The sequence below is a fragment of the Planktothrix tepida PCC 9214 genome (assembly GCF_900009145.1).
GTDB lineage: Bacteria > Cyanobacteriota > Cyanobacteriia > Cyanobacteriales > Microcoleaceae > Planktothrix > Planktothrix tepida.
Window position 1 is genome coordinate 941,716 of sequence record NZ_LN889782.1, and the last position, 26,354, is coordinate 968,069.

Sequence of the window (26,354 nt, forward strand, 5' to 3'; positions counted from 1 at the left end):
TTTAGCTTTATTAATTTTTCAACCTATTTTAATAGGTTTGAGCTTTAATTCAAGGCTCTATTTTGGCTTGATAAATCAATCATCCTAGATAGTGTGAACACTGGGATGGAGTACCCTACAATTAACGAGTGTAACGACCATTATTGGGATAGGGTTGGGGATAGGTTTGATTGTTACGATTATAACGATCATAGCGATCGCTGCCATTATAAGTTCCTGAATTATACCGACCATTATTATAATTTCCGTTGTTGTCTCCCCGTTTCCAAGCTTCATATTCTTGATCTAAACGTTGATCTAACTGAGTGTGAGAATCTCGAATCATTTGGGCTTTTTGGGCTGAGGTTAAATTGTTATATTGAGGTTTTCTCACCTCTTGTCGCATTTGCTGTTCTAACTCCGCATGACGGCGTTGACGATATTGATCAAATGATTGTTGGTTATAGCGATCGTTACGATTATTGTTATTATTGCGATTATTGTTATTATAACGACCATTATTATAACGACCATTGTTATTATTACGGCCATTATTAGATTGCCGTTGTTTCCAGGTTTCATATTCCCGATCTAAACTTTGATCGAGGGCATTATGAGCATCCCGAATCATTTGAGCTTTTTGGGCTGAAGTTAAATTGTTATATTGAGGTTTTTTTACCTCTTCCCGCATTTGCTGTTCTAACTGTGCATGACGCTGTTGACGATATTGATCAAAATTATTTTGAGCTAGAATTAAATCTTGAGAGGACTGTCTTGAAGAAGTTGTGTTAATGGGGTTGTTAGGCATCACAGCATAAGCTGGAAGCATAGAACTGGCTGCTAATACCAATGTCGCTAAGGTTAATGTCGGTTTCATAGGTTTGCTCAACTTGAGAAAATGGTGGATTCTTTTCCTGATTTTAAACTAAAACTTTCTGGGGGCGTTTACATCATCCTGAGAGAAGATTTTAACAGTTGTGATCAGAATTCCGAGGCTATCTGGGGAAAAGGCAAGTCAGCAATTTTCCTAACTCCTGACTTACTTTAATAGTCGATGGACATCGCAAAAGGTTCCCTAACCAGCGAGAACCCAAAAAACCCAGTTTCTATTGATATTTAGTGATTAGTGAAAGCATTATAGAGTGAATCAACTATCCACTTCTTGACTGATAACTGATAACTGATGACTGATAACTGATTTCAGTTGGACAGCACAGGCTTTTAATTCTGGTTGGCGAGAGTCGGGACAGGCGTGAGGGTGGGTTAACGTGTTGGCTTCTGCGTCCGATGCCCATAATGTCCCCCAGTGCATCGGGACAAATACAGTTCCAGGGGCGATAAAAGCGGTTACTTTAGCCGGAAATTGACAACTTCCCCGCCGAGAACGCACTTCAACAATATCACCATTTTCAATCCCTAAATTCCCTGCATCTTTGGGATGAATCTCAATAAAGGGGTCGGGGTGCATTTGTTGGGTTTTGTTGGTTCTTCCGGTGCGGGTGAGGGTGTGCCAATGACCATACAGACGACCCGTTGTTAACACATAGGGATAATTCGGATCACTGGGCTCAGCCAACCCTTTAGAATGATACCCGCCAAAAATTGCCCGACGGTCGGGGGTCGCAAAATGATTATCAGTGTATAAGCGTTGGCGACCGGGCTCCGTACTTCCTGCGGGACAAGGCCATTGGGTCGGCCCTTGATGTTGCAAACGGTCATGGCTTAACCCCGACATATCACAGGGACGACCTGACGTGAGTTGCACAAATTCAGCATAGACATCCGCCGAGGTTTGAAAGGCAAATTGTTCTTTAAACCCTAAGCGTCGTCCGACTTCGGCAAAAATCTCCCAGTCATGTCGAGCTTCTCCCAGAGGTTGATCAAACCCTGGACAGTAGGTAACACGCCGTTCTGAGTTGGTCATCACTCCCGTTTTTTCGCTCCATTGGGTGGCGGGGAGGAGGACATGGGCATAGGCTGAGGTTTCGGTGGGATAGTAGGCTTCTTGATAGACAGTAAAGGGAGATTTTAACAAGGCGGCTTTGGTACGTTCGAGATCGGGTAGACTAACAGCCGGATTTGTGGCGGCGATCCAGAGAAACTGCACTTCATCTTGTTCTAAACCGAGAATCATATCCCAAACGGTGCGTCCGGGGGTGGGAGAAATGCGACCTTCAGGAATTCCCCAAAACTGTTCAACTTCAGCCCGGTGTTGGGGGTTGTTGACAAAGCGATAACCGGGTAATAGATGGGCAAGTCCTCCGGCTTCTCGTCCTCCCATGGCGTTGGGTTGTCCAGTGAGGGAAAAGGGGCCACAACCTGCTTTACCAATTTGACCTGTCATTAAGTGTAGATTAATCAGCGATCGCACTTTTGCAGTACCTTCGGAAGACTGATTTAATCCCATTGACCATAACGATAAAATCCGTTTCGATTGTTGCCAATAACGGGCGGCTGTTTCTAATGCTTCAATTGTAATTCCACACCGTTTAGCTACAATTTCGGGGGTATAGGATTGTAAAAGTTGAGCATATTGTTGAAAGTTGCGAGTACATTCATCAATAAAAACTGCATCAATATCCCCCCATCTTAATAATAAATAACCAATGCCATTAAATAAATCAATATCCGTTCCGGGGCGAATGGGTAAATGTAGGTCGGCGGCTTCGGCAGTTGGGGTATATCGAGGGTCAACAACTATTAATTTAACGTCAGGATTTTTTTTATGATATTTAGCGAAACGATTAAAAACAATGGGATGACATTCTGCGGTATTACTACCGACAATAAACGCACAATCGGTTAATTCTAAATCTTCATAACAACAAGGGGGGCCATCGGAACCTAAGCTTTGAACATAACCTGATACAGCAGAAGACATACATAAACGAGAATTTGCATCAAAATTATTGGTTCCTAAACACCCTTTCATCAGTTTTTGGGCAATATAATAATCTTCGGTAACGAACTGACCGGAACCGTACATAGATAACGCATCGGAACCATAATCACGTTGAACCGTTTGGATACGTTCTACCATCAAATTTAAGGCTTCATCCCAACTCACTTGTCGGAAGGGTTGATCTAAGGTTTCTCGGATCATTGGGTGTAAAAGGCGATCACGACGAATGGATTCTGTGACGGTAGCTCCTTTAACACAGACCATGCCTTGACTAGAGGGATGTTGGCGATCGCCTCGAACTTTCCAAATCGGGTTTCCCTGTTCGTCCCGTTTAATCTCTTGATCAGTTGTTGCTGTAGAGACAATTTCTAAACCACAACCCACACCACAAAATGGACAAAGTGTTTGAATTAATTTCATTGTTTTATCATTGTTTGCTCAAAAAAGAGTTGTTTGGCTGAAGCCTCTCAATCTTTAGCCTAAAGCTCAACAACTCAAGATTTTGTATAAGTATTTATTCTTGCGGATCAACTGGCTATAAAAATCGTACTATTTAGGAATTAACTAATATTCCCTATTCCCCATTCTTTTCCCTAGAGGAATTAGGATAATCATTAACTCCCAATTCCTCCGATTCAATTTCCTATTGAGCCGATTTGAGATCTAAAGTTCCTACGGGAGTAAAGGTTGCCTCAAATTGGGTATAAGGAGTTTGGGTAACATCCGACTTGACTAACTTCGGCAAAGGGGTATTATTAACATTTTGAGTCGCATCGGGAGATTTAGCTTCGTAACTTAAAATATCCCCGGTTCGACTTACCTTAATCAAATAAACGGATACAGCCGTTACCGGAGTGTTTGTCCAAGCTTGATTAATGGTGGCAAAAACCTCTTGATTTAACTGTTCAAGATCCTCAGCACTAGGGGTTGCTGTTGTGCTACTAATGGATGTTGCTGATTCAGTCGGCGAGGTGGTAGCCACCGGAGAAGAAGAAACCGAGGGTGAGGCCGTTGTGGTAGGTGCGGTTGCCGTTGCAGATGGGGAAGTTGTAGTCGCCGCTAAACTTTCAGGCGTTGGGGATGCAGTCGCAACGGGAGAGGGTGAAATCGTTGTTGGGGATGGAGATAGGGTTGTTGTCGGGGCAATAGCCGTTGTTGAACTGGGAGAGGGAAGGGTTGTTGTCGATCCAAGGCTATTGGGACTCGGTGATGTCGTTGCTACTGCGTTCGGTGAAGGAGTTGCGGTTGACTCCAAGGAGGGAGAAGGACTGACCGAGGGAACTGTAGTAGGGGATAAGGTAGCAGTCGGAGTGGGGGATAGGGTGGGAGAAGCCGTGGTGATGGGAGTAACCGTTTCAGCAACGGGGGTGGTTTCTGTTTCCATCGTCGTAGCAGATGGTTCTGGGGTTTCTGCCTCTTTATTTGCGGTAGTGGGCGTGGAATTAAAAACTAATGAGCCCACTAAGGTTGCGATAATCACTCCCCAGAGTGAAAATAATATCGCTGTTTTTGTTGCAGGCGACATTTCTTCAGGTGGAGTCGCCGGATCAACCCCATGAGTAAACTCAGGTTCGGGGGTTTTAGCATAGGGATTTTTATCTGGAATTACCGGATCAACCCCACGAGTGAGTTCAGGTTCAGGCGTTTTAGCATAGGGATTTTCATCCGGGTTAGGTCTATTGGGTTGCATATTCAGCACCTCTGTTGCTATATGACTAGAACTGGGTGCTATTGTAGTGCTTTGTGCTAATCCCGTGTCAGGGGTTTTATCTTCTGTTGTGATCTCTTCGGTAGTCTCTTCATCTTCTTCGTGATGAGCAAAACGTCGGAAGAGAAAATCGAGAGCATAGTTCCGCAATTCATAATATCGCGGATCTTCCATAATTTTCGCCCGATTTCTAGGACGGGAGAAGGGAATGTCTAAAATTTCCCCAATTTGGGCGGCTGGGCCATTGGTCATCATCACCAAACGGTCGGCTAAAAACAAGGCTTCATCAATATCATGGGTAATCATTAAAACTGTAATCCGATGATCTTGCCAAATATTGAGCAGTTCTTCCTGTAATTCTTCGCGGGTAATGGGGTCTAAGGCTCCAAAGGGTTCGTCTAAAATTAAAATTTGGGGACGAGTGGCTAAGGCGCGAGCAATAGAAACCCGTTGTTTCATACCTCCTGAGAGTTGAGAGGGTTTTTTATTCGCCGCTTCGGATAACCCGACTAACTCTAAATTTTCTTTGACAATTTCCAGTTGTTCAGCCGTAGATTTGTCAGGATATACTGACTCAACCCCTAAGTGAATATTTTCTTTGGCGGTCAACCAAGGTAACAGAGAATAATTTTGAAACACCACCATCCGTTCTGGCCCAGGTTCGGTGATCAACTGTCCTTGAACGGATATTACCCCGGTTGTCGGTTGATTAAACCCAGCCACCATATTTAATAGCGTGGATTTTCCACACCCAGAGTGACCGATAATGCAAATAAATTCGCCTTCTTTGACCCGAAGATTAACATCTTCAAGCACAATATATTTCCCTTTAGGGGTGTCATAAACTTTAGACACTTGATCAATCACCAAAAAGTCATCGGATTTTAAGGAAGAAGTGGGTTTAGAGGAAATATTATCTAAAATTTGCATAATGTTTGAGGGTTAACGGTTGACAGTTGACAGTTAAGCAGCGATCGGATCAAGGATAATTTCTTCAATCCGAATTTCCTGTTTAATCTTCAGATTTTTGAGATATTTAATCGGTTCATGGGGATTAAATATTGTGCCATCAAACAGTTTTATACTTTGGCGATCGCGTCCCATATCGGATAATCCTAATTCTCTGGCAGCTTGACCATAAACATCCGTTCTTAACACTCGTTCTATAATGGAAACCCAGTTTCTCGGAAAGGGAATAATTCCCCAACGTGCCATTTCTGCCATGATCCAAAGGAATTCTGTGGCATCGGGGCAATTGGTTTTATCCACAAAAAATTGATTGTAATTGACTAATAATTCGGGTGGTTTACCATCCCCCCGTTGAACCGGATCAATAAATCCTAATCGGGTATATTCCGGTGCAGAACCAACATATTCATCGCGGCATAAAATCTCTAAAATTTCTTCTCGATTTCGGCGATCATCGCAATAATCGCAAGCTTCAATTAAGGCTTTCACCAAGGCAATATGGGTCTTTGGATAACGATTTGCCCAGTCTTCTGTTGCCCCTAAAACTTTCTCTGTATGTCCATTGGGGAAAATATCAAAACTATTGGCAATAATAAAGCCTAACCCTTCATGAACAGAGCGAGCATTCCACGGCCCCCCGACACAATAACCATCAATATTCCCCGCTTTTAAATTCGCTTGCATTTGGGGCGGTGGAATCACGGTTAAATTAACATCTTGATCCGGGTTAATTCCTCCTGCGGCTAACCAATACCTGAGCATTAAATTGTGCATGGAACTCGGATGAACCATACCTAATGTATGCACTTTGTCAAGTTTTTTTTCGATATAATTTTTAAAGTCTTCTAAAGTTATAACTCCGTTTTCATACAACTGTTTATTCAAAGTAATGGCATTTCCATTGCGAGATAAAGTTAAGGCGGTTACCATTGGAATTGGGGGATTTTTACCGAAGCCTAATGTCATGGCTAAGGGCATTCCTGCCACCATTTGGGCTGCATCTAAACGCCCTTCAACTACGCCTTGACCTAACAGTTTCCAACTGGTTTCTCGGCTTAAGTTGACTTCCGTTAAGCCATATTCCTCAAAAATTCCTTTTTCTTTGGCAATAATCAAAGGAGCGCAGTCGGTTAAGGGGATAAAGCCGATATCTAAATTGACTTTTTCTAAACCATTTTTGGCAATAACGGTAGGAGCTTTTTTGAGTGTTGATTTTTTGGCTTTTTTCTGTTGGTTTAGGAAATAAACAATTTCATTTCGCAGGGCATAATAGCTGGGATGATTTACCACTTCCATGCGTTGACGAGGACGGGGAATATTCACATCTAAAATTTGCCCAATATGCGCTTCTGGGCCGTTGGTTAACATGACAATGCGATCCGATAAAAGCAAGGCTTCATCGACATCGTGCGTTACCATCACAGCACTGACTTGGTTCGCTTCGCAGATTTTCATTAACTGCTCTTGTAACCCGCCTCTGGTTAACGCATCTAACGCCCCAAAGGGTTCATCTAAAAGTAATAATTGGGGGCGAATAGCAAGGGCACGGGCGATGGCAACTCGTTGTTTCATCCCCCCTGAAATTTCTCCGGGTAATTTATCAGCAGCTTGTCTTAAACCGACTAATTTAATGTGTCGTTCAATAATCTCTTTTCGTTCAGTTTTAGACCGTTTGCGATAAACTTCATCAACGGCTAAGGCAATATTCTCTCGTACCGTTAACCAAGGTAATAAGGAATAATTTTGAAACACTACCATGCGATCTGGCCCAGGTTCACGGACTTCTCGACCTTCAACAATAATTCCACCTTGACTGGCTTGATCTAACCCGGCAATAATATTTAAAAGGGTCGATTTTCCACAGCCCGAATGTCCGATTAATGAAATAAATTCACCTTTTTTAATTTTGAGTTCAATATTTTTCAGTGCAATATATTGTTCTCCATTGGGGAGATTAAAAACGCGATGAACGTGATCAACTTCGACGAATACAGACATAATTTCAGGTAAGAAAGGTGAACAATTGACGGAAATCAGAGTTTATTTTTGCTCGGCGGGAACCACTTTTGAAGCAATGAAACCAATGGTGCGGTCGAGGATTAAACCCACAACACCAACATAGATTAAAGCAACGATAATGGCACTAATTCGAGAACTATTATAGGCATCCCAAATAAAGAACCCAATACCAACTCCACCGACTAACATTTCCGCCGCAATAATGGCTAACCAAGATAAACCGATGCCAATTCTTAACCCGGTAAAGATATAAGGAACGGCGGAAGGAAATAATACTTTGAAGAAGTATTTTTGTCGGGGTAAACGTAACACTCTAGCTACGTTTTTATAGTCTTGGGGAATTTGTTGAACGCCGACGGTGGTGTTAATAATAATTGGCCAAATTGCTGTAATAAAGATGACGAAAATCGCGGAAGGATTGGATTGTTGAAAGGCAGCTAAGGCGATGGGTAACCAAGCCAGGGGAGGAATTGTTCTGAGGATTTGAAATAAGGGATCTAAGGCATCATACATAAAGGTATTTGTCCCGATTAAAATCCCTAATGCAATTCCAACAATTGCCGATAAGGTAAATCCAATGGCAACTCGTTGTAAACTGGCTAGAACTTGCCAAAATAACCCTTTATCTGTACCTCCATTATCAAAAAATGGGTTAATAATTAATTGCCAAGATTCTTTAACGGTGGTAATGGGAGAAGGTAAGTTAGGGTTTTCTCCTGAACATAACAGTTGCCAAAGGGCGAGGAAAATAACTACTGCAATTAACGGGCGGATGATTTTATTACGGTTTTTATTAAACCAATCAAAGACAAAATTGAGAGGATTATTACTGCTAGAACGGACTTTAATGCTAGTGGTCATGACTGTTAGAGATGAGTGAATTTGAATCAGATTTTTACTGATATATCCCTAGATTTGATCCCCCTAAATCCCCTTAAAAAGGGGGACTTTGATTATTGAGTTACCCTTTTTTTTCATGAGTTAGGGGGGGTCAAATAGAGAATATTAGATTTTTTTGATGGCTAAACCATTAAGATAAGCTTGAGGATCATCGGGGTTAAATTGGACACCATCAAAGAAGGTTTCAACACCACGAGAAGGGGTTGCTGGAATTTGTTCTGCGGGAACATTTAACGATTTTGCGGCTTCCTTCCAGATATCTTCACGGTTGACTTTATCAACGGTGGCTTTAATATCTAAATCGGGCGGTAAATATCCCCAACGAATATCTTCCGTTAAGAACCAAGTATCATGGCTTTTATAGGGGTAAGAAGCGTTATCTCTCCAGAATTTCATCGCAATGGGGCTGGCGGTTACAACCCGACCATCACCGAAGTCAATATTTCCCTTAGAGCGCTCAATAATATCTTTTACAGGTACTTTAAACCACTTATCTTGGGAAACAATTTGACACATCTCTTCAATATTTTCGGGTTTATCACACCATTGTTGCGCTTCTAAGACCGCCATTGTTAATGCTTTTGCGGCTTTGGGGTTTTTATCTACCCAGTCGGCGCGCATACTAAAGGCTTTTTCCGGGTGATCTTTCCACAATTCTCCAGTAATTAATGCCGTATATCCTGCTTTCTGATTCACTAATTGAGCATTCCAAGGTTCACCCACACAGAAGCCTTCCATATTGCCAACTTTCATATTAGCAACCATTTGGGGAGGCGGAACTGGAATAATCGAAATATCACTATCAGGAATTGTCCCCCCTGAAGCTAACCAGTAGCGCATCCATAAATCGTGGGTTCCTCCGGGGAATGTAATGGCGGCTTTGACTTCTTTTCCTGAATTCTTTGCCCCTAATACAAGGTCTTTGAATCTAGCACTATCATTAATAGTTATTTTAGCATCCAGGTAATCTTTCCCTAATGAAATTGCCTGACCGTTGGTATTTAATCGGGCTAAAAGATACATGGGAACGGGTTGTTTGGTAATCGTTCCTAATGTCATTAAATAAGGCATAGGGGATAAAATATGAGCCCCATCAATTCCTCCACCAGCAGACCCTAATTCTAAGTTATCACGGGTGACAGGCCAAGAGGCTTGTTTAACCACCTTAACATCCGTCATTCCATATTTAGCGAATAAGCCTTTTTCTAAGGCAATAATTAAGGGGGCAGAGTCGGTTAAAGCAATAAATCCTAATGTTGCCGTTGGTGTTTCTGGTGCATCAGCCGGATTAATATTCGCTGCGGGAACTGCCGTTGCAGCCGGGGAAGGATTAGAGGCAGTTGTTGAAGAATTAGTACCGGAAGTACAACCATGTACAAAGATGGTTCCCGCCGCAGTAACACCAGCCGTCAAAAGGAATTTACGTCGTGAAAGCTTACTCATGTCCTATGTCTTTATTCCGTGTTGGTAAATAATTGATGGGGTTTTCTTGCTTAATCTTTGAGTCGTTAAGCATCAATAACGACTGTATTTATCGCCTGGGCACTACAGGTTAAAATCATACCCGGTTCTAGGTCTTTCGCAGCATCAGGATTGTTATTATATTGGATCTGCCCTTCAATTAATTTTTGTTGGCAAGTTCCACAATTTCCTGAACGGCAGCTACTGGGAATTGGAATTCCTTCCCGTTCTGCTACGTCGAGAATGAGTTCATTTTCTGTACAGGTAATGGTTTTACCCGATTTAGCAAAAACAATTGTGGCTGTTTTAACGGGTATTTCTGGGGTATTGTTTTGGGAATTAATCTCAGAGTCTGAACTTGTTAAATCCACTCCATCTTTGAGTCTAGCGCCAAATTGCTCTACAAGAATTTGTCGCAAAATGGGTTTTAAATCGTCACAAGGAATGGATTTTTGAACACATTCACCGAGTTGAGCATCTTTCCCAACTTTTCCGCCCATATAGAGGTTAACGCCTTCAACAACTTTACCATCTTTGCGGGCTTTTGTTCCCATTAATCCAATATCAGCGACTTGGGGTTGTCCGCAGGAATTAGGGCAGCCTGTCCAATGAATTCGCACGGGTTTTTCGACAGTTAATTCTGCTTCTAATTCTTTTACTAATGCCGTAGCCCGATTTTTAGTTTCAACTAAAGCAAAGTTACAGAATTGTGCGCCTGTACAGGACACTAACCCTCGGCTTAAACCCGATGGACTAATGGAGAATTTCTCTAAAAGGGGTTCAGTGAGAAAAGCTTCTAAACGGCTATCAGAAATATGGGGAATAATGACATTTTGCTCAACGGTTAAACGAATTTCACCAGCACCATAGACTTCAGAAATTCGGGCTAATTCTAACATATCGTTGGCATACAACCGCCCAACAGGAACGTTTAATCCCACATAGTTGAATCCTGGTTGCTTTTGTTTATAAACCCCAATATGATCCCGTTTTTCCCAGAGAATTTCGTCTTTTTCCGCTTCGGGTTCTAAAGAATAACCCATTTGTTTTTCCACTTCCGAACGGAACTTGTCAATCCCCCATTCATCAATTAACCACATCAACCGAGCTTTTTGACGACTTCCTCTTAACCCATTGTCTCGATAAACTTCTAAAATACCTCGACACAAACCCACTACTTCATGGGGTTGTACCCAGGCATTTAAGGGAATAGCAGCCGCACAACGGGTGGCAGAAAAGAAGCCTCCCACTAAGACATTGAACCCAAAAATATCCTGTTTAAATGCGGGAACAAAGGCAATATCATTGATTTCAGCATGAACGGAATTATCCCGACATCCGGCGATCGCAATATTGAATTTTCGCGGTAAATTAGTAAATTCAATATTGCCTTTTCCGTGATTGGTAATTAAGTCTTGAACTTGTTGGACTAACTCGCGGGTATCATACAGTTCATCTGCATCTAACCCCGCAACGGGTGAACCTGTGATGTTTCGCACGTTATCCATTCCTGACTGAATGCTCGTGAGTCCAACGGTTTCAAAGCGCCGGAAAATGTCAGGAATATCCTCAAGCCGAATTCCTCTTAACTGAAGGTTCTGTCTTGTGGTAATATCAGCATTACCGTCATCACCGTAGCGTTGCACGATTTCCCCCAAAACCCGCATCTGCTCACTGGTGATGACCCCATTCGGTAAACGCATTCGCAGCATGAATTTACCCGGAGTCACCGGACGAAAGAAAACCCCTAACCATTTCAGGCGGTAGTCTCGGTCTGTTTCGTCCATTGCTTCCCAACCCAGTCGGGTTAAGGTTTCGATTTCGTCTTTGACGGCTAAACCGTCTTTTTCTGCTTTGAGTTTCTCAAATTTGTTGGTAGCCACCTTTTGTGGGAGTGTGCTGGTCATAGCCTATTCCTCAGTATTGCTCGGTCTCGAACTCGTTAGGCCAAAATGAAAAATGGATCAAATTTGGCCAAATCCTAACAGGTCTATTCAAGGCAAACCGTATCATGCGAGACTCAAATGTCAAAAATTGCTGAATTTTAGGGTGAAAATCATCCTAAAGTGAGAGCTTTCATCTCTGTTCTTCAACCAAACGGTTAAGGAATATGAATAAGTTAGTGCTGAAAATTCGATACAATCGTAGCTAATGTTACAAAACTTAAAAGTTTATGAAAATTTAGCATTGCTACCATACATTTTTTGCATAATCCTCAATCTTTAGAGAGTTTTTAGCTTTGGCGTAGGAAAACCCTGCTTAGACTCAAAAACCGGGCTTCTTACGGAAGAAGCTAAAAAAGCAGAGAAACCCGGTTTCTAGTCCCCTGCTTAGACTCAGAAACGGGTTTTCTTTCCAGTTGTTGCTGAAATCATGTTAAAAAGCAGAGAAACCCGGTTTCTATTGCTCTACTTAGACTCAGAAACGGGTTTTCTTTCCAGTTGTTGCTGAAATCATGTTAAAAAGTATAGAAACCCTCTTTCTATCCGCCACTTATGATTCCTAATACCTCTTGTTATTGCTTAAAAAATGTTCGTGTTCCCGTTTGTGTACTCAAAGATAAAGATGAGTCCATCGCAAATTCAGTCAATCAAGAAGGTATGGCAGTCGTGGATGTTCAAATTGCATCGGGACTCTTTGAGCAAATTGTGATTGCGGGTCAAAGTGAATCAGATAATATTACAACCGTAGATTTACAGAGACAACAGATTTGGCCTTGTTTTGTAGATGTTCATACCCATTTAGATAAAGGTCATATTTGGGAACGTTCGCCGAATACAAAAGGAACCTTTAACGATGCGTTAACGGCCACGTTTAAAGATGAAGAAACCTGGACGGCGGAAGATATTTATCGACGCATGGAATTTGGATTAAAGTGTAGTTATGTACATGGAACAAAAGCGATTAGGACTCATTTAGATTCTTCAGGACGGTTAATAGACTTAAGTTGGGATGTGTTTAAAACCCTAAGAACAGAATGGGAAAATCGTTTAATCTTACAAGCGGTGGCTTTAGCTTCTTTGGATTATTATTTAACGCCAGAGGGTGAACAACTTATTGATAAAATTGCAGAATTAGGCGGAATTTTAGGGGGAGTTGCCTATATGAACGCTGATTTAGATCAGCAAATTAACCGAGTTTTTGAAATAGCTAAAGAACGGAAATTAAACTTAGATTTCCATGTTGATGAAACGGGAGAAGCAGAATCAATTTGTTTATATAAAATTGCTGAAGCAGCGTTAAAATATAATTTTGAAGGTCAAATTGTTTGCGGACATTGTTGTAGTTTAGCCGTACAACCCGATGATGTTGTTCAACATACCTTAAATTTAGTTAAATCAGCCGGAATTGGGGTTGTGAGTTTACCAATGTGTAATCTCTATTTACAAGATCGTCAATATCATTCCTCTGAATCTCCAAAAACCCCCCACTGGCGAGGGACAACCTTAGTTCATGAATTGAAACAAACCGGGGTTCCCGTTGCTTTTGCGAGTGATAATTGTCGAGATCCGTTTTATGGATTTGGCGATCATGATAGCTTAGAAGTGTTTAAAATGGCGGTGAGAATTTGCCATTTAGATCGACCTTTTGAAGATTGGTTATGTAGTGTTACAACAACTCCAGCCGATTTAATGGGGTTATCAGATGTAGGACGAATTGGTGTCGGACTTCCAGCAGATTTTATTATTTTTAAAGGTCGTTATTTGAGTGAAATCTTATCCCGTCAACAAAGCGATCGCATTGTGGTAAGAAAAGGTAAAATATTAGAGGATAAATTACCCGATTATTCAGAATTAGATGATCTGATTTTCCATCACCCTTAATTAAAGTTGAGATTATAGGCTTCTAAGTTTTGATTAGATCAACCTAGGGAAATTCTTCTCAAAAAAAAGCGGTTTTAAAAAGACAAGATTTTAATGATTTATTTTTGTCTATATTAATAATTGATTGTTATATTTATAACAATCAAAAATATTTATTATAAATTTTAAAAACTAAAAATTTCATAAAGAATCTTTTTTTACTTTACTACAGATTTAAACTATACTTTAATCAAGCAAACCAGATTATGACTTGCACCCTGTATGAATAACAAACCCACCTACACCATTTTAACTGTAGATGATAGTGCAGAAGATAGAGAAATTTTTTGTCGTTATTTATACAAAGAGACGATCTGCTACTATCAAATTTTAGAAGCAGAATTAGTGAGTGAAGCATTAGAGATTTGTGATCGGACTCTACCGGATCTGATCCTGTTGGATTATCTATTACCTGATGATAATGGATTGGTATTTTTGCAGGAATGGCAAAAACGCTATAGAAACAGCGTTGTCCCGGTAATCCTGTTAACAGGAGAGGGAAACGAAACCATCGCCACCGAGGCTATCAAATATGGTGCATACGATTATTGGGTTAAAGGGAAATTGAGCAGTTCTGAGATTCGCCAGAAAACTCTGTTTTTATTACAACAGTTAAGCTTAAAACGGCAAATCGCCCGTCAACAAGAACAGCAGAATTTAGTTAACAGTATTGCCCTGCGAATTCGCGAATCTCTGCGATTAGAACAAGTATTACAAAGGACTGTGGAGGAAGTGCGGGAGTGTCTCCAGACTGATCGGGTTTTAATCTACAAATTTTTGCCTGATTTCAGTGGGGTGATGGTAGCAGAATCCGTATTACCCCCGAATAGGGTCTGTTTCAACCTCCAATTCGAAGATGTCTGTTTTAAGGAAAACTATCTGCAACCCTATCGCCAAGGTAGAGTTTTTGTAGCCTCAGATATTGACATCGCTGACATCGCTGAATGCCATCGCGAGATGTTAAAAAGCTTTGATGTTCGGGCTAATTTGGTTGTGCCACTCTTATTAAGTAACTACAATACTTCAGAAACCAGTTGTTCAATCTCAAAACCAGAAACTGAGTATAATTTATGGGGGTTATTAATCGCCCATCAATGTGATCGCCCCCGTCAATGGCAAGATGACGAAATCAATTTGTTACAGCAGTTAGCGTTACAACTGGTGATCGCCATTCAACAAGCAGAAATGTATGAATGGTTAGAGACAGAACTTTACAAACACATCGATGCTGAATTACTCGAACGCCAGCGCGTAGCGGCAGAATTTCGCGCTTTAGTCGAAAACGCCACAGATATTATTTATCGCATTGATCTCGAAATGCGTTATCTCTACTTTAATCCCGCGATCGAGAAGTTAGTCCAACAACCCGCGTCTAACTTAATTGGCAAGACCCCGGAGGATTTAGGAGTTTGTTCAGAGATTATTAATTTATGGAATACTACTCTCAATCAAATTATTCAGACAAAAACTCAAGAAACTATTGAACATCCCTTTCCTGATTTGAATAGCTCGATTTGGCTTCAAATTCGGATTGTCCCCGAATTCAATGAAGCCGGGGAAGTTTATTCATTTCTCTGTATTGCCCGCGATATTAGCCAGAACAAACATCATGAACAAATGTTAAAATTTCAAGCTGAGATTCTCGAAAGAATCCACGATTCGGTCGTTTCTACTGACCTTTCTGGGAAAATTTGCACTTGGAATCGAGGAGCGGAAAAACTCTATGGTTATACTGCTGCTGAAGCCATTGGTCAAAATATTAGCATACTCTATTATCCTGAAGATTTTCCTNAGCAGTCTATTTTAATCCTGCCATCGAGAAGTTAATGCAACAACCTGCCACTAACTTAATCGGTAAGACCTTGGAAGATTTAGGATTTTGTGCAGAGATTATTAATTTATGGAATACTACTCTCAATCAAATTATTCAGACAAAAACTCAAGAAACTATTGAACATCCCTTTCCTGNATTTTTGATACTTTACTAGCAAAAGAAGGTTATGAATTAGGTTACGTTTCTAAGGCAAAACAAGCTTTTAATCTTCTCGAAACTTCTCAACCTGATGTCATTTTGTTAGATGTGATGATGCCAGAAATGAATGGCATAGAATTCTGTAAATTATTTAAAGCGAATCCCCAATGGTCACATATTCCGGTGATTATGGTGACAGCCCTTTCGAGTAAAGAAGATTTATCCCAATGTTTACAGGCGGGTGCTGATGATTTTATTAGTAAACCCGTCAATGGAATTGAACTAAGAGCCAGAATTCGTTCAATGTTACGCATTAAACAACAGTATGATCGCATAGCAATGTTGATGCAATTGCGAGAAGACATGGTAAACATGATAGTACATGATCTCAGAAATCCTTTGGCGGGTATTCTGTTTTCAACCGCGATACTGAAAAAGCCCAGTTTATTACCGGAAAGACAGCAGAAAAAAATTCAACAAATTGAGGCAAATTCCACTCAATTACAAGTCATGATTGATAGTTTATTGATGATGGCTAAGTTAGAATCAGGGAAGATGATGCTCAATTTTAAAACAATTGATTTAGGTGAAATTTGTAGATTAGCGATCCAAGATTTTGAGTTAATTTCCATGCATAAAAAAATTACAATTGTTTCAGATTTACCTCCTCTGAGGGGCAACATTTCAGTTGATGCTGTTATCCTTCGCCGAGTCATTGATAATTTACTTTCTAATGCAGTTAAGTTTTCTCCCAGTCAAAGCCAGATCTTATTACAAGCAAAATATTTAGAAAATGGGGGCGCAACAGTGAAAGTGATTGATTCAGGGCCAGGTGTTGGTGAAAAAACCCGACAAACACTTTTCCAAAAATATGAGATTGGTACAATTCAAGAAGGTGTGAGTCAAATTGGTTTGGGTTTAGCGTTTTGCAAAATCGCAATAGAAGCCCATGGCGGTAGTATTTCCTTGGAAGATCATCACCCAAAAGGATCTATTTTTACAATTCATATTCCTGGGTAATCAGGTGTCAGATGTCGGGAATTTATCATCAATATTATAGGAGGAATTACCAGATTATTCAGATGATTAAAGCTTTGATCAGATCCCCCTAAATCTGCCTTGTTAAGGGGGACTTTGATCCCTACCTAAAACCTAATTTATGTATTAGGCTGACTGTCTATTTTTTAAATAGTCAAAAACGCTTTTATCCCCAATATCTCCTGGAATATCTTGGAAGATTTTTCGACCCGCAAAAATGATAAATTGAATCGCCCAAAATGCTAAGAAAATTTTTTGAGCAGAAACCGACCAAATTCCCGCAATAAATCCCAGTAATAATAAAGGAACTAGCGGCGTTAATAGTTTGGTTTCCATGCGATTAAAACAGAAGGCTTCTTTAAAATAAATCCCCGTTAACGCAACAAAGGTAAACCCTACCCCAAATAAAGTATAGGGATGGTGATAAATAGTTAACGCTAAAGGTTCGTCATCCACCCAAGCAAATACCGCAGAAGCAATTCCTCCAATTAACCAAAAAAGTTGTAATAATTGGTGTAAAGGGATTAAATAAATATGAATCATGACTAAACTCAACCCTAACCCAAACCAAAAACAGAAGTAGATGGGGGTTAATGCTTGTATAACCAAAGGATTATTTTCTTGGAACAAAATTAATCCGGTTGCTATGGTAAAGCATAGGGCTGCTATGATTAAGCCAGTCCGGTAAAGGATCACACTCCAGCGATCGCTATCATCAATTGTGTACTCACCAAATTGTCCTTGATAAATAACGGGTAGAGAAGGTTGTTGTGTTTGTACCATAATTGTTCCCCTTGATAATTCAAAAAAGACCTGTACCACGATATACTAAATTTTACTCCCTTCCCCATAGAAAAATCTTGAGGTCGAAATGGGTCGAGATGTGGCTTAAAGCATCTCTACAACTAAAAACCTTAAAAAAGATCACTTAAAAATACTCTAGGGTTGAGATAAAGAACTACTGTGCTTGGTGTAACGGAATGTCTAAACTGTATCAAAACAAAAACAAAAAGAAATTACAACCACCAGGAGAGGATTTGAAACCCCTTCAAATCGATGAAACGATTGTATCGGGTTTAGTTAATAAGCAAAGAGAGCATTTTAAAGAAGAGTTACTCAATTCCATGACCAATCTCATTGAACAAATGGAGTCAATGGGATTTTTGAATGTTTCCAGTTTGTTTGAAGATGATGATTTTAATGTTGAAGAATTTGAGGAAAAAATGGAAAAGATTCTAGGTACTGATGACCTAGAAGTAACTTCCAAAACTTTAAATCGATATCTGAAATATTTAAAAGCTCAGATTAAATTACCTTGTTATTTAACAGGAACAGAGGAATTTATTTGGGAAGAAGAATATCTTTATGGTTCAGGGAGTTCTAGTGAATATGAAAAATTGAAAAAAACAAATCCTTCTTACACGGATATTTTTTTGTTAGGGCAATTTCAAGACAAAACTGATGAAATGGAAGGGATTCTGGTTGATGTTAAACGAGTCAGCGATAATCGAAAATTTACAATTCCTTTAGCTGAATTAAAAGTATCCGATGAAGATTCTCCAAACTTTAGTTTAATAGAAGATTATTTAACGTGGTTTGTGAATTATTTATAACAGGGAACAGGGAACAGGGAACAGGGAATAGAAGCGTTCTTACCCATTACCCATTCCCTATTCGTAATTCGTAATTCGTAATTCGTAATTCCCTATTGCCTTTTTAAGCGTAAACTCGGTTAGCTTGAACCGTTGCTAAGGCTTCGACTAAGCTACGAACCACCGCCACCATTGCGACTTCGTTATCGAGACGGTTAATGGCTGAACCCACGCCAACACCCGCAGCACCCGCAGCAATGGCCATCGGTGCTGTGACATTAGAAATACCCGAAGCGCATAATACGGGAACGGAGACGGCGCGAGAAATTTCTGAGGCGGCGGCTAAGGTGGGAGCGGCTTTTTCAATGAGTCCTAATGTGCCACCATGAACCGGGGAAGAACTGGTTCCGCCTTCGGTTTGGATGATATCTGCACCCGCTTTGACGAGTTCGAGAGCCAGTTCAACTTGTTGGTCGAGTTCGAGGATATGGGGAACAGTAACAGACAAGGTAATATGGGGTAATAACGCACGGGTTTCGTGGGTCAGTTGCAGCACTTCTGCGGCTTCAAAACGTCGTCCTTGAGCATAGAACGCATCGAAGTTGCCAATTTCAATTAAGTCTGCACCCGCTTCGATGCAAGTTACAAATTTCTCAGGTTCAACCGCAGAAACACAGATGGGGAGAAACGTTAATTGACGGACGATTTGAACTAAGCTAGGATCGGCTGCGATATCCACAAAGGTTGCACCGCCTTGAGTTGCTGCTTTCACCACAGAGGCGACCCGTCCGACGTTAAAATTGGTTAAACCGCTAATTACTTTCAGGGCGTTACCTTGGTTGAATGCTCGTTGTAAGGATGAATTCATCATAATTCTATTATTGACGTAGTGAGCCCTTCAGGACTCTGACTATCTGAGGTAAAAAACATTGTGCCATAACTTATGACATTCCGGTGATAATAACCCTAAAAATTATTTGTTATCTAAAATTATAGCATTTTTATTTGAGTTTGGTGTGCAATTATATAAATTAAAGTAGTGCGAGCGTCCTCGCTCGCTGGTTATAAAAATCAAATCTATTATAAAAATAAAACCTATTGTTATAGAAATCAAATCTATTGTTATAGAAATCAAATCTATTGTTATAGAAATCAAATCTATTGTTATTGTTAGAGAAACTAGCGAGCGGGGACGCTCGCACTGCATTAATATTTAATTAATCCCTAAATTTTTGGGGTTGTTTGAATTTATATAAATCCTCAATAACTTGTACCCAACTATTAACTAAAGAAGCTAAAATGCGATCGCCTTTTTCCTTAGTCGCCACCGTTGCATCCCCTAAAACACCAGTTTTCGTTAAATCTTGTGTTACCCAAGCAAAGGGTAATTTTCCCTCCATACTTAATAAACTATTTTCGGGTAAACCTTGGGGATATTCACACACCGCTTTCTCCATTTTAACTTGTTCTGGTAATAAAGATAACATTAAACTGGTTTCAGCATCTCCGGCATGAATTCCTAACTCTAATTCTTTCGGAGTTAAGAGTTCCCCAGCAATATTAGCAACCCGCCAAACAAATAAAGGAAATACGGAAAAATCTTCATATTTTTGATGTAAATCCCGCGCCACCATCTCTAATATTTGCGGTTGTCCGCCATGAGCATTAATAAAAGCTAATTTTCTAAATCCCGCCCGATAAATACTTTCGCCTAATTCCATTAATACCGCCATTAAGGTTTGGGAACTTAACGTTATTGTTCCGGGGAAATGCCAATGCTCGTTAGATTTTCCATAATAAATTGTTGGCAAAGCATAAGCCGGAATGTTATCATTAAGTTGGGCTAAAGCTTGACCTGTTACCGCCGTTGCGATCGCAGCATCAACAATTAACGGTAAATGGGGGCCATGTTGTTCAATGGCTCCAATCGGTTGTAAAATAACCACATTATTTTTATCAGCCATTGATTCAATTTCTGCCCAAGTTAAATAAGGAAAAAACCGTTCAGGGGGAATAAAATTGTGGAGCATGGGTTCAATTCCGTTAATTCAAGATAATGATTTAACTATAGCAATCCTAAATAGGTTGTGGCAAAATCCCATACATAAAAATTTTGGGGAAATCAAAAATTTGACCCTGAGCGAAAAACTCGAATAGCCACTTAATTACTTTAAAAGATGGGCATAAATGATAAAATTTTCTCACGAAATTTTTGGTTTGTAACCAAATATCTTCTACAGGATTTTGTTCAGGTGCATTGGGGGCAAAATTTAGACAAGTAATCCGCCATTCTTCTTCCGATAAATTTTGATTAACTTCAGTTAAATAATCTCTAAACTTTTGAGAACAATGATAAGTGGCATTATCCCAGACTATAGCTAACCTTTTCCCCGGATTTTGCTGCTGTAAATACTGGATAAAGTCTACGGTATTTTCTGTATTTCCCGCCGCATAACCTTTGATAATAAATTCTTTCGTTTGGTAATCTAAAGCTCCATAATAAGTTTGCCTTTCTTTTTGATTTTTGATCGGAATTTCTATTCTTCTATCTGTTCTTCCCCACACATACCCTAAAATATCTCCCCAGAGAAGATGACATTCATCAATCATAAACACCGTCAGCTTTCCCGCCTCTATTTCTTCTTTCCAACTCGCTAACTTTTTTTCAATTTCTTCCTTTTTCTCTTGGACTAACTGCTCATTCTTAGCCGGATTCTTCTTTTGGCTTTTTTTCCAACTGATGCCAGCCTCTTCCAGCAAGCTATAATAACTTTGATGGGATTGAAACACGACTCCATACTCCCTTTCTAACAAAACTTGTAAATCAGACAATCTTAACCAATCTCTTTCCCTTAATTCTTCAATAACTTTCTGTTTATCTTCGGGACTTAGATAGCCTTTTCTTCCTTTATATTGGAGTTTTAAACTCTCTACTCCTTCCACAAGAACCCGATTTTTCCACTGGCTAATAAATCCTTTATAACTTGTAATAAGTCTTGAATTTCCCGGTAGGCTTTCCCTTGTAATTTGAGTTTGACAGCGATCGCTCTTTTAATTTCTCTAGGATCTTTTGTCTGATTGATAAAATTGTCTATTTCGTTGATTAGATTCATTTTCCGTTGCCAGCTTTGGAGGATTATTGCTAACCTTACATTTATTATAACTCATTTGGAAGTGCTATACTAATAACACTTCCCATAACCCATACCTTTTTCCCTGACTTTTTCTAAAATCCTTGACTTCTTTTAAATTTTCTATTAAACTTGTTAGCATCTTTATTTTAGAAAAAATGGCGATCGCTCTTCATTTTATCAGGCTGCGATCGCTATTTCTTTACTCTTTTTCCCCCGACTTTGAAACAGCCCTGGGGGGGGCGCAGGGCTGTTTCATTCCGCAGAAGAGACTGCTAAAATAGAAGAGAAACTTCTGGGGAATGAACAATGGAAACAAATCTGGTAGAAGAACTGAAAAAAATTAAAGACTTCCGAATTAATGAAGGGAGAAGACACCCGTTATGGTTAGTATTGCTGATTGTAATTATGGGAACAATGAGCGGATATTTAGGATACAGAGCATTAGGAGATTTTGTAACAAGACATAAGGAAGCATTAATTCAAACATTGAAAGTCCCTAAAAACCGTCTACCCTCTTATTCAACAATCCGTAGAGTGATGATGGGGATAGACTTTGAAGAATTTTTATCGGTGTTTAATAATTGGGCGATCGCGACGATGGAACCGGAAGGGAGGAGGTGGTATGCAGTGGATGGAAAAACTCTAAGAGGAAGCCAGAAAACCTTAGAAGAAAATTATACACAATTTGTACAAGTTGTGTCAGTGTATAGCACAACTCAAGGATTAATAGCGGGAATGGCAGAATGGTTAAGTCAGTCTAATAGTGAACTAATAGTGGTGCAAAACTTAATTAAAACCTTGGGATTAGAGGATGCAGTCTTTACCTTAGATGCCCTTCATTGCCAAAAAAAACCACAGAAGTTATTATTAAGAGCAAAAACCACTATATCATCGCCGTCAAGAAGAACCAAAAAAAGCTGTATGAAATGTTAGAGATGAAACGAGAAAGCTGTGAAAGTGTAGACCAGCATATTAGTCAAGATAATACAAAGGGAAGACAGATTACCCGAAGGGTAGAAGTTTTCGATAATCTCAGTTGTATTAATCAAAATTATTGGAAAGGAATTAAGAGCTTTGTTTGTGTAACTCGAAGCGGAATTAGAAAAGCAAAGCCTTACTACGAGAGAGTTTACTACATTAGCAGTATACTGATTAGTGCGGAAGAATTCGGGGAGAAGATTAGAGAACATTGGTTAATCGAAAACCAAAATCATTGGATAAGGGATGTTTTATTCCGTGAAGATAGTTCTAAGATTCGCTCAGGTTGGGCTGCACAAAACTTCGCCATTATCAGAAGTATTGTCCTTAATCTTCTCAGAATTAACGGCTATCATTCTCCCACAACAACTCAAAGAATGATAGCCGACAATATCAATTATCTTTGCCTTTTGTGTACCTAATTTTTTTAGAATGAAACAGCCCTGGGGGGGGGCGGCCGGTGTAGGTAGTTCACGGAATTTCCATTGAAAAAACCCTGTTTCCAGGCAATTGCTAGAACAGGGGATGAACAAAAAAAGAGTGAAAACCCTAAAAAATCAAGGGTTTAGGGTTTAGGGAGATGATTGTAAAAACTGGGCAATGCGATTGACCGCCGTGACTAATACTTCTGGAGGATGGACTAAGGCAAACCGCACATATCCTTCACCGGATTTGCCAAACCCAACCCCCGGAGAAGCCGCTACTCCCGTTTGTTCTACCAGTTGGCGACAGAACCCAATAGAATCCTGTGACCAAGGTTCGGGTAGTTTAGCCCAAATATACATCGTGGCTTTTGGTTTGGCGACATTCCAACCGATATCCTGCATCGCTTGAATAAAGGCATCCCGTCGTTGACGGAAAATTCCCATATTCTGAATAATATGATCCTGTGGCCCCGTTAAAGCGGCGATCGCCCCATTCAAAATCCCGATATATTGGTTAAAATCAACAGTTGCCTTAATCTGGCGTAAAGCCAAAATTAACTCTGCATTCCCAATGGCAAAGCCAATGCGGAACCCGCCCATATTGTAGGATTTAGAAAAGGTAAAGAACTCAATCGAAACGCTTTTGTCTGGATCAGCTTGTAAAATTGAGGGAGCTAATTCTGCAACCGTCTGATCTTCTCCTTCTGGAAACACAAAATCCATATAGGGAAAATCATGAACTAAAACTAAATCATGGTTTTGGCAAAAGGCCACAGCCTGACGGAAAAACGATAAAGAAGCCGTTGCAGATGTCGGGTTATGGGGATAACTCAACACCATCATGCGAGCTTGGGCTAAGACTGTTTCTGGAATCTCCTCAAAAACCGGTAAAAAGCCATTTTCCTCGCGTAAGGGCATCGGATACATTTGGCCCCCCGCTAAATAAACCCCACCAATATGAGAGGGATAACCGGGATCTTGTAATAAGGCAAAATCACCAGGGTTGAGAATCGCTAAGGGTAAATGGGCCGTTCCTTCCTGGGAACCAATGAGTTGTAAAACCTCCGTTTCAGGGTCAACAGCAATACCATAACGGTTGCTGTACCACTGAGCAACGATTTCTCGAAACCCTTGAGTATTGCGAAATAATAGATAACCATGAGTAGCGGGATCAGACACAGAGTCCTGGATCGGCGTAATAATATGATCAGCAACGGGTAAATCTGAAGAACCCAAGGATAAATCAATTAAATCCTGTCCTGCTAATACAGCCTTGGCTTTGGCTCGATCCATATCAGCAAAAACATTAGAGCGTAACAGGTCTAAACGATTAGCAAATTTCATAATTCATTGAAGGAAATCAAACAATATTGTTGTCTCTGACAGTATTAAGATTAATCTCTATTGCTAATTTATCAAATTTAGTTGCAAAATATTCTATCCCTTTTCTAAACCAATACAAACTAGGGATGGACAATCCCGAAGTAACGCTGCAACAGAAATAGATCAAGCCTTAAAGAGCCTACCGGGTTGGGTAGTCAAAGAAGGCAAATTGTACAAAAAATTTGAGTTTCATTCTTTTAATGAAGCAATAATGATTAGGGGTAAAATTAAATCTGTCACTTAAGAAAGAGACAACCAGCATTCTTCTGTGAAACAAGAATCCCCCGTCGAGCGCGCCAGACTTCGGTGTGAGCGGTAGTTGAGCAATAACGAAACTCAGCCGAACCCTTGACGGGGGAGTGTCAATTAAGCCTGTCAGAAATTGACAGCGACTTAAAGGCTGGAGCCTTTAGGGGTGGGAATGTCAATGGAGGATAAGCCAGTGTCAAGCCATTCGATTAACTTAGGTTTGCTAATGGCGCCCTCATGAGATTGAACAATGTCTTGACCGTTAAATAATCTCAAAGCCGGAACTCCTTCAACCTTACACAGTTTGACGGTATCGGGATTGGGGTCTATTTCCACCTTAACTACTTTCACCTGATCACCATAGGTTGCGGCGATCGCTTCTATGGACGGAGAGACAAGCCGACAAGGGCCACACCAACCCGCCCAAAAATAAACTAAAACGGGTTGTTCAGCTTGCAGCACTTCGGAGTCAAATTCCGAATCTTGAATCACAAGAACGTTATTACTCATGGGTAGTTGCGTAATTGACTGACCTACAAATCTCTATTCCAGATTAAACTGTCTTAGCACTCTTAAGTCGGTCAGACGATCCCCTTGTCACTCAATTTAGGTTGAATGCAGCAAAAATTAACAAAAACGATATTCCCTGAAATGTAAAGGAAATCCCCCCCTCTGATAGACTAAAACACTGGGAGTATGTAATCAATCCGGCAATCTCAAACTGTTGAGAGGAGAAAATTCTGTGGATAATGTTATTGGATTAGAGATTATTGAAGTCGTCGAGCAAGCTGCGATTGCTTCTGCTCGTTTGATGGGTAAGGGAGACAAAAATGAAGCCGACCATGTGGCGGTGGAAGCCATGCGTCAACGCATGAACCAAATTCACATGAAAGGACGAATCGTCATTGGGGAAGGAGAACGGGATGAAGCCCCCATGCTTTATATTGGTGAACAAGTCGGCATCTGTACCCAAGACGATGCCGCTAAATATTGTAACCCGGATGAACTGCTTGAAATTGATATCGCCGTTGACCCCTGCGAAGGGACAAACTTAGTCGCCTACGGTCAAAATGGATCGATGGCTGTATTAGCCATTTCTGAAAAAGGCGGTTTATTTGCGGCGCCTGACTTCTATATGAAGAAGTTAGCGGCTCCTGCGGTGGCTCAAGGTCATGTCGATATTAACAAATCTGCCACTGAAAACTTAAAAATTCTCTCGGACTGCATGAACCGCTCCGTTGAGGATTTAGTGGTGGTGGTGATGGATCGTCCCCGTCACAAAGATCTGATCAATGAAATTCGGACTGCTGGCGCCCGTGTACGTTTGATTAGTGATGGTGATGTTTCGGCTGCAATTTCCTGTGCCTTTTCAGGAACGAATATTCATGCTCTCATGGGTATTGGGGCGGCACCAGAAGGAGTGATTTCTGCGGCGGCAATGCGGGCTTTAGGCGGTCACTTCCAAGGTCAGTTAATTTATGACCCTGAAGTGGTGAAAACCGGATTAATTGGGGAAAGCAAAGAAGGCAATATTGCTCGCCTCAAAGAAATGGGAATTACTGAACCGGATAAAGTCTATAATGCAGAGGAATTAGCTTCTGGCCAAACGGTGTTATTCGCAGCCTGTGGAATTACACCGGGTACTTTAATGGAAGGAGTGCGCTTCTTTAAAGGTGGTGCTCGTACTCAAAGTTTAGTCATTTCTTCTCAGTCGAAAACGGCTCGTTTTGTGGATACTATCCATATGTTTGAGTCACCTAAGAATATTCAGTTGCGCTAAAC

At 40.5% G+C, this 26,354-nt stretch carries 19 protein-coding genes and 2 pseudogenes; 7 read left to right on the forward strand and 14 right to left on the reverse strand.

Going from position 1 to position 26,354, the window contains the following annotated elements; translation table 11 throughout:
- Positions 1–121: 121 nt before the first annotated feature.
- The 8 genes and pseudogenes from PL9214_RS07075 to PL9214_RS07105 all read right to left on the reverse strand — a co-directional run.
- Positions 122–856 carry a hypothetical protein gene (locus tag PL9214_RS07075; protein ID WP_072718088.1) on the reverse strand — a complete coding sequence of 245 codons (735 nt, stop codon included), beginning with the start codon at positions 854–856 and terminating at the stop codon, positions 122–124.
- A gap of 270 nt (positions 857–1,126) precedes the next feature.
- Entirely contained in the window at positions 1,127–3,301 is a 2,175-nt protein-coding gene (locus PL9214_RS07080) for a molybdopterin oxidoreductase family protein (protein WP_072718089.1), read from the reverse strand.
- Between the two features lie 223 nt (positions 3,302–3,524).
- Positions 3,525–5,519, reverse strand: a complete 1,995-nt coding sequence (locus PL9214_RS30015; protein ID WP_083579906.1) for a nitrate ABC transporter ATP-binding protein — start codon at positions 5,517–5,519, stop codon at positions 3,525–3,527.
- A gap of 33 nt (positions 5,520–5,552) precedes the next feature.
- On the reverse strand, positions 5,553–7,556 hold the full coding sequence (locus tag PL9214_RS07090; protein ID WP_072718090.1) for an ABC transporter ATP-binding/substrate-binding protein: 2,004 nt from the start codon (positions 7,554–7,556) through the stop codon (positions 5,553–5,555).
- A 42-nt stretch (positions 7,557–7,598) separates the two neighbouring features.
- Entirely contained in the window at positions 7,599–8,438 is an 840-nt protein-coding gene (gene ntrB, locus PL9214_RS07095) for a nitrate ABC transporter permease (protein WP_072718091.1), read from the reverse strand.
- Between the two features lie 144 nt (positions 8,439–8,582).
- Entirely contained in the window at positions 8,583–9,920 is a 1,338-nt protein-coding gene (locus PL9214_RS07100) for a CmpA/NrtA family ABC transporter substrate-binding protein (RefSeq protein WP_072718092.1), read from the reverse strand.
- A 65-nt stretch (positions 9,921–9,985) separates the two neighbouring features.
- Positions 9,986–10,309: a 2Fe-2S iron-sulfur cluster-binding protein gene (locus PL9214_RS33020; protein ID WP_367400315.1), complete on the reverse strand. Its 324-nt coding sequence runs from the start codon at positions 10,307–10,309 to the stop codon at positions 9,986–9,988.
- 6 nt (positions 10,310–10,315) lie between these two features.
- Positions 10,316–11,845, reverse strand: a pseudogene (locus PL9214_RS07105) (ferredoxin--nitrite reductase); the annotation flags it as partial.
- Between the two features lie 588 nt (positions 11,846–12,433).
- Here PL9214_RS07105 and PL9214_RS07110 point away from each other — a divergent pair.
- The 3 genes from PL9214_RS07110 (at position 12,434) to PL9214_RS07120 (ending at position 16,793) form a co-directional block, all read left to right on the forward strand.
- Positions 12,434–13,762: a cytosine deaminase gene (locus PL9214_RS07110; protein ID WP_072718094.1), complete on the forward strand. Its 1,329-nt coding sequence runs from the start codon at positions 12,434–12,436 to the stop codon at positions 13,760–13,762.
- Positions 13,763–14,023: 261 nt separating this feature from the next.
- A complete protein-coding gene (locus tag PL9214_RS07115) occupies positions 14,024–15,628 on the forward strand; it encodes a PAS domain S-box protein (protein WP_072718095.1) in 1,605 nt (534 codons plus the stop codon).
- Between the two features lie 142 nt (positions 15,629–15,770).
- Positions 15,771–16,793, forward strand: coding sequence for a hybrid sensor histidine kinase/response regulator (locus tag PL9214_RS07120; RefSeq protein ID WP_072718096.1), 1,023 nt, complete (start codon positions 15,771–15,773; stop codon positions 16,791–16,793).
- Between the two features lie 144 nt (positions 16,794–16,937).
- Here PL9214_RS07120 and PL9214_RS07125 read toward each other — a convergent pair whose 3' ends face one another.
- On the reverse strand, positions 16,938–17,594 hold the full coding sequence (locus PL9214_RS07125; protein ID WP_072718097.1) for a DUF2301 domain-containing membrane protein: 657 nt from the start codon (positions 17,592–17,594) through the stop codon (positions 16,938–16,940).
- Between the two features lie 197 nt (positions 17,595–17,791).
- Between PL9214_RS07125 and PL9214_RS07130 the strand changes: the two genes are divergently transcribed.
- The gene (locus tag PL9214_RS07130) at positions 17,792–18,424 is read left to right on the forward strand and encodes a calcium-binding protein (RefSeq protein ID WP_072718098.1); all 633 of its coding nucleotides are present in this window, start codon (positions 17,792–17,794) and stop codon (positions 18,422–18,424) included.
- A 103-nt stretch (positions 18,425–18,527) separates the two neighbouring features.
- On the opposite strand, the gene PL9214_RS07135 is transcribed toward PL9214_RS07130, so the two are convergent.
- The 3 genes from PL9214_RS07135 to PL9214_RS07145 form a co-directional block, all read right to left on the reverse strand.
- The gene (locus PL9214_RS07135) at positions 18,528–19,274 is read right to left on the reverse strand and encodes a DUF561 domain-containing protein (RefSeq protein WP_222425207.1); all 747 of its coding nucleotides are present in this window, start codon (positions 19,272–19,274) and stop codon (positions 18,528–18,530) included.
- Positions 19,275–19,620: 346 nt separating this feature from the next.
- Positions 19,621–20,433, reverse strand: coding sequence for a creatininase family protein (locus tag PL9214_RS07140; protein WP_072718100.1), 813 nt, complete (start codon positions 20,431–20,433; stop codon positions 19,621–19,623).
- A 46-nt stretch (positions 20,434–20,479) separates the two neighbouring features.
- Positions 20,480–21,516, reverse strand: a protein-coding gene (locus PL9214_RS07145; protein ID WP_139294985.1) for an IS630 family transposase whose coding sequence is annotated in 2 segments (ribosomal slippage) — positions 20,480–21,384 and positions 21,384–21,516 — 1,038 coding nt in all. Because the reading frame shifts where the segments join, the coding sequence is not laid out codon by codon here.
- Between the two features lie 327 nt (positions 21,517–21,843).
- Here PL9214_RS07145 and PL9214_RS32200 point away from each other — a divergent pair.
- A pseudogene (locus PL9214_RS32200) lies at positions 21,844–22,937 on the forward strand (ISAs1 family transposase).
- A 150-nt stretch (positions 22,938–23,087) separates the two neighbouring features.
- Here the strand turns inward: PL9214_RS32200 and PL9214_RS07160 are convergent.
- Positions 23,088–24,284 carry an LL-diaminopimelate aminotransferase gene (locus tag PL9214_RS07160; RefSeq protein ID WP_072718101.1) on the reverse strand — a complete coding sequence of 399 codons (1,197 nt, stop codon included), beginning with the start codon at positions 24,282–24,284 and terminating at the stop codon, positions 23,088–23,090.
- A gap of 157 nt (positions 24,285–24,441) precedes the next feature.
- Here PL9214_RS07160 and PL9214_RS33025 point away from each other — a divergent pair, with 157 nt between their 5' ends.
- Positions 24,442–24,567: a hypothetical protein gene (locus PL9214_RS33025; protein WP_367400316.1), complete on the forward strand. Its 126-nt coding sequence runs from the start codon at positions 24,442–24,444 to the stop codon at positions 24,565–24,567.
- Between the two features lie 149 nt (positions 24,568–24,716).
- On the opposite strand, the gene PL9214_RS07165 is transcribed toward PL9214_RS33025, so the two are convergent.
- On the reverse strand, positions 24,717–25,082 hold the full coding sequence (locus tag PL9214_RS07165; RefSeq protein ID WP_072718102.1) for a thioredoxin family protein: 366 nt from the start codon (positions 25,080–25,082) through the stop codon (positions 24,717–24,719).
- 232 nt (positions 25,083–25,314) lie between these two features.
- Between PL9214_RS07165 and glpX the strand changes: the two genes are divergently transcribed.
- Positions 25,315–26,352 carry a class II fructose-bisphosphatase gene (gene glpX / locus PL9214_RS07170; RefSeq protein WP_072718103.1) on the forward strand — a complete coding sequence of 346 codons (1,038 nt, stop codon included), beginning with the start codon at positions 25,315–25,317 and terminating at the stop codon, positions 26,350–26,352.
- Positions 26,353–26,354 lie beyond the last annotated feature (2 nt).